General features: G+C 39.2%; 13 protein-coding genes. 9 read left to right on the top strand and 4 right to left on the bottom strand.

Going from position 1 to position 9,844, the window contains the following annotated elements; genetic code table 11:
• The first annotated feature begins 479 nt into the window (after positions 1-479).
• Together ybaK and B4033_RS13275 are read left to right on the top strand one after the other, a co-directional pair.
• Positions 480-947: a Cys-tRNA(Pro) deacylase gene (ybaK, locus tag B4033_RS13280; protein ID WP_262478361.1), complete on the top strand. Its 468-nt coding sequence runs from the start codon at positions 480-482 to the stop codon at positions 945-947.
• A gap of 273 nt (positions 948-1,220) precedes the next feature.
• Entirely contained in the window at positions 1,221-1,745 is a 525-nt protein-coding gene (locus B4033_RS13275) for a hypothetical protein (RefSeq protein ID WP_286834616.1), read from the top strand.
• Positions 1,746-1,925: 180 nt separating this feature from the next.
• Here the strand turns inward: B4033_RS13275 and B4033_RS13270 are convergent, their stop codons facing one another.
• Genes B4033_RS13270 through tusD form a run of 4 tightly spaced genes read right to left on the bottom strand, consistent with a single transcriptional unit; the run spans position 1,926 to position 3,313 of the window.
• The gene (locus B4033_RS13270) at positions 1,926-2,237 is read right to left on the bottom strand and encodes a TusE/DsrC/DsvC family sulfur relay protein (protein WP_108675964.1); all 312 of its coding nucleotides are present in this window, start codon (positions 2,235-2,237) and stop codon (positions 1,926-1,928) included.
• Between the two features lie 16 nt (positions 2,238-2,253).
• Complete coding sequence (locus B4033_RS13265; RefSeq protein ID WP_273797648.1) at positions 2,254-2,538, bottom strand: DsrH/TusB family sulfur metabolism protein; 285 nt, start codon at positions 2,536-2,538, stop codon at positions 2,254-2,256.
• Positions 2,539-2,549: 11 nt separating this feature from the next.
• On the bottom strand, positions 2,550-2,900 hold the full coding sequence (locus B4033_RS13260; protein ID WP_008304787.1) for a hypothetical protein: 351 nt from the start codon (positions 2,898-2,900) through the stop codon (positions 2,550-2,552).
• Between the two features lie 44 nt (positions 2,901-2,944).
• Positions 2,945-3,313: a sulfurtransferase complex subunit TusD gene (gene tusD, locus B4033_RS13255; RefSeq protein WP_286834612.1), complete on the bottom strand. Its 369-nt coding sequence runs from the start codon at positions 3,311-3,313 to the stop codon at positions 2,945-2,947.
• Between the two features lie 68 nt (positions 3,314-3,381).
• Between tusD and B4033_RS13250 the strand changes: the two genes are divergently transcribed.
• The 7 genes from B4033_RS13250 (at position 3,382) to B4033_RS13220 (ending at position 9,740) form a co-directional block, all read left to right on the top strand.
• Positions 3,382-4,389, top strand: coding sequence for an SDR family NAD(P)-dependent oxidoreductase (locus tag B4033_RS13250; protein ID WP_004809228.1), 1,008 nt, complete (start codon positions 3,382-3,384; stop codon positions 4,387-4,389).
• A gap of 108 nt (positions 4,390-4,497) precedes the next feature.
• Positions 4,498-5,892 (top strand): class II fumarate hydratase, encoded by a 1,395-nt coding sequence (gene fumC, locus B4033_RS13245; protein ID WP_286834609.1) that lies wholly within the window; start codon positions 4,498-4,500, stop codon positions 5,890-5,892.
• Positions 5,893-6,018: 126 nt separating this feature from the next.
• Positions 6,019-6,510, top strand: coding sequence for a hypothetical protein (locus tag B4033_RS13240; RefSeq protein WP_286834608.1), 492 nt, complete (start codon positions 6,019-6,021; stop codon positions 6,508-6,510).
• 418 nt (positions 6,511-6,928) lie between these two features.
• Entirely contained in the window at positions 6,929-7,531 is a 603-nt protein-coding gene (locus B4033_RS13235; protein ID WP_286834606.1) for a nitroreductase family protein, read from the top strand.
• Positions 7,532-7,658: 127 nt separating this feature from the next.
• Positions 7,659-8,027, top strand: coding sequence for an immunity protein Imm33 domain-containing protein (locus tag B4033_RS13230; RefSeq protein ID WP_076753490.1), 369 nt, complete (start codon positions 7,659-7,661; stop codon positions 8,025-8,027).
• Positions 8,024-8,437, top strand: a complete 414-nt coding sequence (locus B4033_RS13225) for a hypothetical protein (RefSeq protein WP_048882788.1) — start codon at positions 8,024-8,026, stop codon at positions 8,435-8,437. The genes B4033_RS13230 and B4033_RS13225 overlap by 4 nt, the downstream gene beginning before the upstream one ends.
• A 532-nt stretch (positions 8,438-8,969) precedes the next feature.
• A complete protein-coding gene (locus B4033_RS13220; protein ID WP_286834603.1) occupies positions 8,970-9,740 on the top strand; it encodes an alpha/beta fold hydrolase in 771 nt (256 codons plus the stop codon).
• Positions 9,741-9,844 lie beyond the last annotated feature (104 nt).

The raw sequence follows: 9,844 nt of genomic DNA, 5'->3' as shown, positions 1-9,844 counted from the left end.
TTTTTATATAATAATTCTAATTATATGAGATTTTATTAAATAAGTTATTGAATTTAATTTATTTTAAATTAAAAAATCTATCAGTTAGCTATTATTTTAAGGTCCCTTAGAGTTGTGAGTATGCATAGAAAAAGAGGCAACTCCTGAGCTTAACAGTGGAATCAGGTAGTGAGTTAAACTTACTGATTCGCCCTATTTTTAATTCCTGTATCGCAAAATAGTGAGATTGACTGAAATGTTCATTGAATTGTATTCAATGCTGAATATTCAGCCAAAAAATAAAGCATTTAAATTGGCAAAAGGTCATCTACTAAGTCGATGAATGGTCGTAGGGGGCAACTCAACGACACTCACCCTCTTACAATGAGGCTTTTCGTAGAAACTTTATCGAATAATATGGTTTATAAATAGTCTAGACATGTTCGCGAAAGGTACGAATTTTATATAATGCAGCTATCTAAAACAAAATCGTCAATATCATGACTCCAGCTTGCAAACTTTTAAAAGCCAGTAAAATCGAATATAGCATTCACGAATATGAACATGATGCCAATGCTAAAAGCTTTGGTTTAGAAGCAGCAGAGAAACTGGGCCTAGCTGTTGAAGAGGTTTTTAAAACGCTATTAGTCACGGATGAAAAGCAATATTTTGTGGCAGTATTACCTGTTCATCATCAGCTTAATCTTAAAAAAGTAGCTGCTACATTCGGTTGTAAAAAATTGCAGATGGCAGATCCTAAACAGGCAGAACGATTAACCGGATATCTGGTGGGTGGAATCAGCCCGGTAGGGCAAAAGAAACGCCTGAAAACTGTGATTGATGTATCAGCAGAAAGGCTGAATAAAATTTATGTCAGTGGTGGCAAGCGTGGTTTGGACATTGGTCTAAACCCAGCAGATTTAGCCAAGGTTTTAAATGCACCTTTTATTGATATAGTTGATGAATAATTTAATGTATTAAAAAGACATTAATTAGTATTTTAATTAAACCCGGAGAGCAAAATTCGGGTTTTCTTTTGGTCGGAAAGCGCTACACATTTTTTTTGCATTTGTATATTGTTTTAATGCAAAGGTAACCATGAGTTGCTTACAACAATAAGAAATTAAAAGAAAAATAAATTGGAGCATTGCTCATGAAGATCGTTATTTGGCTTAACGCTGTTTGTCTATTTTTGTCACTTGGGGAATCACTTCTGCACGGTTTTAACCGGGAGGTGGCATATGAATGAAAAAGGCGTTTACCTGCTTAGTACTGTGGCTCTATTTTTAATCTTATGGTTGATTGGTTATCAGGTCCATAATGAAATCCATCGGGAAGAATTGGGATTGAACCGCACCAGCAGTTTAGCATTTTATGGGATGAATACCCATACGCCGTTTCTAGACCGTCAGGCAGAAAGTTTGAATCAGGCTGTACAGCGTCAGGGAGTGGTGCGGAATCAATCTCAGCCTTTGAACCAACAGCGCGCTCAGTTTGTTTCAGATTTTGCCAGTATGCTATTTGCAATGCAGGATGGACATAAGCCTGAATATTTGCAGCTGAGAATATTTCTAAACAGGCAACAAACATTATTGGAAAATAAGGCGCTTAAACAGGAGGAGGCACTTGCCAATATTAATTTGCTACAGACATTCTTGCCTGAATACCAACATGAACTGACACGAGCATCGGCAAAACTGAAGACGCGTTATTCTTATTATGAAACAGATATAATTTCTGATGAGATGAGTTTAAGCACGGTATGATCTAGAGGCGAATAATATCAGTTTGATGTATTAATGTGGTCTTCAGAATTAAGCTGAGAGATGAAGGTCTGCATGATTGCAAACTTTATACTCGCAGCTACAGGGTATAAAAACCATCTCATGCAAGTTAAGTAGACTGTATCGTTTTTAAACTTGCATGAGTAGTGATTATATATCTGCTTAAAGGCAATTTGCCGGTTTAGGAATGCCTGCCAAACGGCTAAGGTGGCGTGCTACCAAGCCTGTATTAAATTTTTCCTGAAGTACAGCATTGTTGATTTCAGGCCCTACAGTTTTCATCAGGAATTTGATGAGAGGACGTGTCGCTGGAGAATGACCAAACTGTTGATAAAACTGACGTACAGCCTGTAAGACTTCAAAATGCCAAGGGGTCAGTTTTAACTCTAAGCTCTCGGCAAGCACCTGTGCGACGTCTTCATTCCAGATGGTATAGTCAACTAAATGACCATCTTGGTCTAACTCTAAATTCATGATAGATCCGTATGTGTTACTTCATAGAAATACAGCGACTAAAGCCCAGGCATAGTTCTGCAAATTCGGCATAGTTAATAATTTTCAAATTTTTTACTTCTGGTTGAGACAATAATTCAGCCTCATTTTCCAGAATATAAACCTCTTTCAGCTGCTGAATAAATGGATGCTCAACTGACAAGACTGCATCGCCCATCAGAATTACCTGATCATTTTCGCTATAGAGTTGGGACAACTGTTCGATAATCTGTGCTGTAGCCGCATGGCTGGCTTGAATCATATAAAGAGTTTTATCAGACATGGTGGGCAACCTTACCAGTACAATACATGGTCAAAGCCTTGCATAAAGGCTGGGTTTAATTCGACAAATTCAATTTCTTGCTCTGTATTTTGTATAAAAGGCGAGTTTTGATTTTTACTTTCTACCAGAATTGGAGTCAGATCATAAAACTCAAAACTGTCGACCATGTTGGAAGCAATCTTAAACGCATGTTTAAGCTGTTCAAATTGCAGATCTGAACGTAATAGGCTTAAAGCTGCACCTTGTAATAAGACTTTCACGTCTGAACCAAAGGTCGCAAGTACCATGGTCGCAGAAAGACTTTCATGAACCTGCAAGGAATTCAGATTCGATTGAGTTAATATAACGAGTACAGATTTCACACAATATACCTTTTAAAAGCAACATATCCCAAAAAATAGACCGATTAGAATTGAAGCAGACGATGTGCAGACTGAACAGCATCAGCGAGTTCGCCCAATCCGACCAATTCAAACTGATCTGCAAGATTATGCTGTTGAATATTGTGACGTTGAGCATTCTCCTGATCTGTAATACCACGTGCTAACGCCGCACTTACACACACGGGCAGACGTATTTGCAAGGACTGCCACTCACGGGTCAGATGACGCTGGTCATCCGGTACCCATTGCAGAGCATTGGCAACAGACACACCGTCCTGGTAAAAGAAAACCCGAAAGTCTTCCTGTTTTTGCTGAAATGCTTTGGCAAGTCCCAAGGCATGCCAGGCATGTATCGACGTCGGGGCGGAGGTAATAAGAATTAAGGTGCTCATGAAATTCACTACAGGCTTGATCAACCTAAGCAGTTGATCTGGGCTACATAATAAAAAGGTAGTATACAATGATTTTAGTGACCGGTGGTTTAGGCTTTATAGGCTCTCATATTGCTTTAAGTCTGCTCGCACAAGGGCAACAGGTCATTGTGGTCGATAATCTGGCCAATGCCAGCCTGCAGACGCTAGAACGTCTTGAATTCATTTCCGGCATGTATGTGCCTTTTGTCAAAATTGATATCCGCAATACGCCTGCTTTAAACAAGGTCTTTGAACAGAATTCCATTGATGCCGTAGTACATACTGCAAGCTTTAAATCATTAGAAGAATCGGTACTAAAACCGCTGGAATATTACAATGATAATGTCAGTTGTATTATGAGTCTCTTACGTGCCATGCAACGGACGGGTGTTCGTAATCTTGTGCATTTGTCCAGCCTTGCTGTTTATGGGCAATCCAGTCCTGATCTGACTGAAGAAACACCATTTAATTTCAGTTATCCAAACCCTTATATCAAGTCTCAACAGATGGTAGAAGAAATTATCCGTGATACTGCACGTACTGATAATGAATGGAAAATTGCGATCCTCAGACTATGCAATATTTCGGGTGCCTTTGAACATGGGGTACTGGGTGAAGTGGTACCGCCGCTACCAAAAAATATCGTGCCTTTGGCCATGCAGGTTGGGGCCTTACAGCGGGAAAGTATTGAACTGCGAAAACAGGCCAATACTGAAGATAAAACTGTAGAACGCAGTTTTTTGCATGTATTAGATTGTTGTGATGCAGTCATTAAGAGTCTGCAATGGCTCAGTACACAAAGTTTTGCCTGTGAAGCCTTTGATATAGCGGGCGAATTGATTTCGATTCAGAAATTGCTCGATGAAATTGGTGAAGTGACGCAAATCAATATCAAGACGGAAGAGGCGCTATATTACACTAATCCGGAACTAGATCAGGTTGGCTCTAAGGCGGAAAAGGCCAGGAAGACTTTAAACTGGCAGCCTCAGCGTTCGATTCGGCAAATGCTTGAAGACGAGTGGCGTTTTTATCAGAACACGTTACGTGGGCAATAATACCGATTAACGCTATCCCAATTATTGATAATAATTATCATTTACATGCTGTTCTATTTTGCCTAAGATGGAACAAGGAAATACTAAAACTTTATAAAGAGGTTAAATATGCAAACACGTATTGAACATGACACCATGGGCGAAGTTGCTGTACCCAGTGAAGCACTGTGGGGAGCACAAACTCAGCGTAGTTTGCAGAACTTTAAAATTGGTAATGAACGTCTGCCACGGCCTATGATTCGTGCCATGGGTCTGGTTAAAAAGGCGGCAGCCTTGACGAATGCCGAATTAAATCAGATTCCGCATGAACTTTCAGGTTATATTGTTTCAGCAGCAGAAGAAGTGATTGCAGGGCAATGGGATAGTCAATTTCCGTTAGTGGTGTGGCAGACAGGTTCTGGTACGCAGAGCAATATGAACTGTAATGAAGTGATTGCCAATATCGCTAACCAGAATCTGGGAAATCCTTTAGGTTCTCAAAAACCGGTTCATCCGAATGATCATGTTAATCGTGCTCAATCAACGAATGACTCTTTCCCAACAGCAATTCATGTTGCTGCAAGTCTGCAAATTAATGAATTACTGATTCCAGCAGTAAAAAAATTGCGTGATACCTTGCATGCCAAATCTCAGGAATTCTCAGACATCGTTAAAATTGGCCGTACTCACTTACAGGATGCTACGCCGTTGACACTGGGTCAGGAATTTAGTGGTTATGTGTCTCAGCTAGATCACGGTTTATTGCGTCTGGAACAGGCACTGCATGGTTTATATGAATTGCCTTTAGGGGGGACAGCAGTAGGTACAGGCTTGAATGCCCATCCTGACTATGCAGTAAAAGCAGCGCAAACTCTGGCAAAACTGACTGGACTGCCATTCGTTACTGCACCAAACAAATTTGAAGCTTTGGCAGGTCGTGATGCGGCAGTCTTTGCTTCCGGTGCATTAAAAACTTTAGCGGCGAGTCTGAATAAAATCGCTAATGACATTCGCTGGTTGGCCAGTGGGCCACGTTGCGGCTTTGGTGAACTTCGTATTCCTGAAAATGAACCCGGCTCAAGCATCATGCCGGGTAAGGTCAATCCGACTCAAAGCGAAGCGATGACCATGGTTGTGGCGCAAGTGCTTGGAAATGACACCACCATTAATGTGGCAGGTGCATCGGGTAATTTTGAGCTGAATGTATTTATGCCTGTAATCGCGTATAACTTGTTGCAATCCATTCAGCTGCTCGGTGATGCCTGTAATAGTTTCAATGATCACTGCGCTGTCGGTATTGAGCCGAACCGTGACAAGATTGAGCATTTCTTGCATGATTCATTAATGCTGGTTACTGCATTGAACCCAGTGATTGGTTATGAGAATGCAGCCAAAGTTGCCAAGACTGCTTATAAAGAAGGTAAAACTCTAAAACAGGTTGCGGTAGAACTTGGTTTAGTCACAGCTGAACAGTTTGATGAAGTCGTCCGTCCTGAGAAAATGGTTTCAGCGAATGCGAAATAAAGCTTGTAACGCTTTTATTTTTAATCTTTAAGCCTGTTTTATCATGGAATAGTCAGCAATGGTTTTTATCTCAGGCAGAGTTGCGTACAATAGCACTAGATGAGATTAACCACTGATGATTGTTTTATGCTTGATATTTATTTAACAGATGTTCAAAGAAAGGTGCAATTCAAGGATTATCCAGGTGAGCATCCTGTTAAATTTATTCTGAATTTTAAAAAGATTTTTCCAAGTATTATGGAACTTCTTTTACCTGTACTTCCCGATAATGAAAATCTGGATGAAATGTCATGGGAATCAACGACCAATGATTTTGAAATTTTCCAGATGTTTTTAGCTGGTTGGGGGATTATTGAACTGCGTTTAAATGCGATTACCCAGTTCAAAGATAAAGCCTTTGCAGATCAGCTCGTTAAACAGGCACAGCAGAAGCGTAAGGAATATCAAAAAAAGCATATGAAGCTCACGACTGTAGAGCTGGATTATCTATTTATGCATGATATCCATGGTCTGATTGATGCTGAACTGGTTGATCTGGGCGAGAAGTTTTATCTGCCAGTATTACGTGAACTTTGGAAAAATAAAGTCTCTGCTCAAGTCCTTAATGCCAAATTCTAAGTAAATTTAAACTGATTAATTTAATATCATCCTCCATATTTGGAGGATGAATTTTAATAGGTTCCAAAAAACTATTTGATGAGTTCAATTCTCACAAATAGCCTAAGCAACTCTTTCTATTTTTCATTCAAAAAAATTCTGCTGCATCATTGAACATGATGACTTATTTTAAAACAGAAATTGGTTCATAAAAGGGCATTTATTTTATCTTTTGATAAAAAATAAATTAATAAGCCATTCTTTATCATGAGAATATATAAGGATATTACTTTAATAATATAGCTATTCTAAGCATATTTTCTTAAGCTATAAGTACTAATGAGTAGATGAATTATAGAATTCTTATTTATTAGATTTCCTTCATAAAAATAAGTGAAGGTTCCAGTTTTTCCGAAGATATATCAAAGGATTTTCAATAATGTCGAATCAGTTTTTAGATTTAATTACAAAACGCCGTACGATCTACGCGATTGGCAAGAATGTCACACAATCTCCTGAATTTTTAACTGATTTGATTCAAAACACTATTAAACAAAGTCCCTCATCATTTAACTCACAATCTTCCCGTGCCGTGATTCTGTTTAATGGTGAACATGAGAAATTCTGGGGCTTTGTCGCAGAAAAATTAAAAAGTTATGCCAAAGATGAAGAAAGTGCTGCAAAAACCGCAGCGAAAATGGGAACCTTTGCGGCAGGCTTAGGTACGGTTTTATTTTTTGAAGACCTAGATGTCGTGAAAGGCCTACAAGATCAGTTCCCATCTTATGCAGATAACTTCCCGATCTGGGCAGAACATTCTACTGCGATCGCGCAATTTGCGACCTGGACAGCACTGCATACTGAAGGCTTGGGTGCATCTCTACAGCATTACAACCCGATCGTAGATGAAAAAGTTCATGCAGAATGGGACGTTCCAGCAAACTGGAAACTGAGAGCACAGCTAGTGTTTGGTTCAGTTGAAGGTGAAGCACGTGCCAAAGACTTTATGCCGGATCAAGACCGTTTCAAAGTATTCCAATAATTTGAAAAAACCGGCATCTGTCTAAATTCTTATAGGCAGATGCCATGCAATAGGCGATAAAAGCATATTCAGAATCATAAAAACTAAGCTACACTTAGAGCGCATTAAATCTAAGAGAAATGGCGCCATGTCAAAGAACACCCAGAAACTTTCACCGCTTCAAGAGCTAATCGCTGAACAGAAATTGTTATGCGAAGAAGTCGGTTCTGCCTATGTAGAGGTGAGTGGGGATGACGTTATTGCCGTGGCAGTCCATACCCTGAATCAGGACCCCATTGTTGGTATTCGCAAGGCAGTAGATACAGCAACAAAAGTGAGCTGGTATATCTATGGTGGTGAACAAGTATCCAGCGATGCTGACTTTGAAATTATGACTGTACGTGAATTACAGGATATTGCCCCAGAAGTTCTTCCTTATCTGGCCCTGGATCAAGGCTTTCGTTTCATGATTGATGCTGATGATTATGAAGATGTATGGAAAGAAGGTCAGGAATGAACCGCTTAGCTTTTGCTATCTTGCTGGGACTCAACGGTGTACTCATCACGAATTACGCCGTAGCCGAGACGATGACCCAGGAGCAATTTGATCAGTATATTGCTGAGCAAACGCGTGTGGTCAATGAAAGCAAAGCCATTCTGGATGAACCGCATACAGCGTTAGACAGACCAAACATCAGCACTGAACGTCAGGTATTATGTGATCGCATTCAGGCTTATCAGAATATTTTGAAAGCTTCTCAGGAAAATAGTCAGTTGAATATGGCTTCCATGATGGCGATGGTGGCGCAAAATTATCTGGATCGTCAAAACCAGAGCATGAATAACTCTGGCATGACTACAGGTGTTTTTTGTAAGAGCAGGGCAGAGCAATCCGCTAAAGAAGATAAATCAAAGCCTTTGATTTAGGTTAATTTTCTGATATTTAATTTATTAAAACTACATAAAAATAAGATTAATGCGAATTTTCCCGGGGGAAATACCAATAAAAATGAATTATTAGTTAAAATTATTAAATATTAAAAATCGGTGGAAGAGATCGCCTTAACCTTCTCAATCTTTATCATTAAAAAAAATAGCCTAAGCAATTTTATCTGGTAAATATAATCATAAAAGGGAAGAGATAGTTTTAAATCCATTGATGTCTTACTGAAAAATTAAGACTATATTTCCAAAATTAGCCTTCAATCATATCCATTTATAGCTCGTACTCATTCAGCTTAATTTATTAAGCCTATTTCCTGATGATTTATCCAAAGCTTGAGGCTTCAAACAGCAACTTCAGCACACTTTAAAAATACATTTGACAAATAGCCTAAGCAAAACTTTATATCTAATAAATAGCCTAAGCAAAGTTTATAATTTTAAGAATTGGCAATTGATTAATTTCCAATAAAATTCCAATATCAACAACTAAACTATGAAATCACGGAATTCTCAAATGATCCTCAACTACCAAATCACCACTCATGATGACTCAATACTTGTACCAATGGTCTTCATTCATGGTTTATTCGGCAGCTTGAGTAATTTAGGAATGCTGGCGCGACATTTTGCAAGTCAACGTACAGTCATTCAGTTAGATTTACGCAATCACGGTTTATCGGGACATACGGATCAACATGATTACCATCTCATGTCAGAAGATATACTTGAAACCCTGGATAGTCTCAACATCACAAAATTTGTTGTGGTGGGGCATTCTATGGGCGGAAAAGTTGCCATGAAGCTGGCCGATATTGCACGTGATCGGGTAGAGCAGCTTGTAGTTCTTGATATAACTCCAATTCAATATCATGAAAATCATCATGCAAAAATTTTTGAAGCTTTATTTGCTGTAGCGCGTGCCAATGTGAGTTCACGCTTGGATGCGACAAAAATCATGCGTGAATCTCTGCAAGAAGAAATGGTGATTCAGTTCCTGCTAAAATCCTTTAATAAAGGACAATGGCTGTTTAATGTGCAGACGCTATATAAGCATTATCAGGATATTCTATATTGGGAAGATCTGACACCAGTTGATATACCAGCACTTTTCTTAAGAGGTGGTAACTCATTTTATATTTCCAAACCAGAACAGTTCGCTGTGATTGAACGTCAATTTACGCATGCCCATGTTGAACTCATTGAAGGTGCAGGTCATTGGCTGCATGGTGAAAAGCCGGCACAGGTGCTAGAACACATGCAAGCCTTTCTGGATGCACAACAATAAAATCTGTTAAAACTTGAAGGTCAGTATGCAGCTGCTTGTAGCTGACCTTCATTAATCAGCTGGGCCGCCATTTCAGCTGTTTTTTTCAGACCCGGCATGCGATA

Source organism: Acinetobacter sp. UBA3132 (genome assembly GCF_002364825.1).
GTDB classification, from domain to species: Bacteria; Pseudomonadota; Gammaproteobacteria; order Pseudomonadales; family Moraxellaceae; genus Acinetobacter; species Acinetobacter schindleri.
The sequence above is the reverse complement of the archived record's forward strand: the minus strand, read 5'-3'. Positions and strand labels throughout refer to the sequence as shown.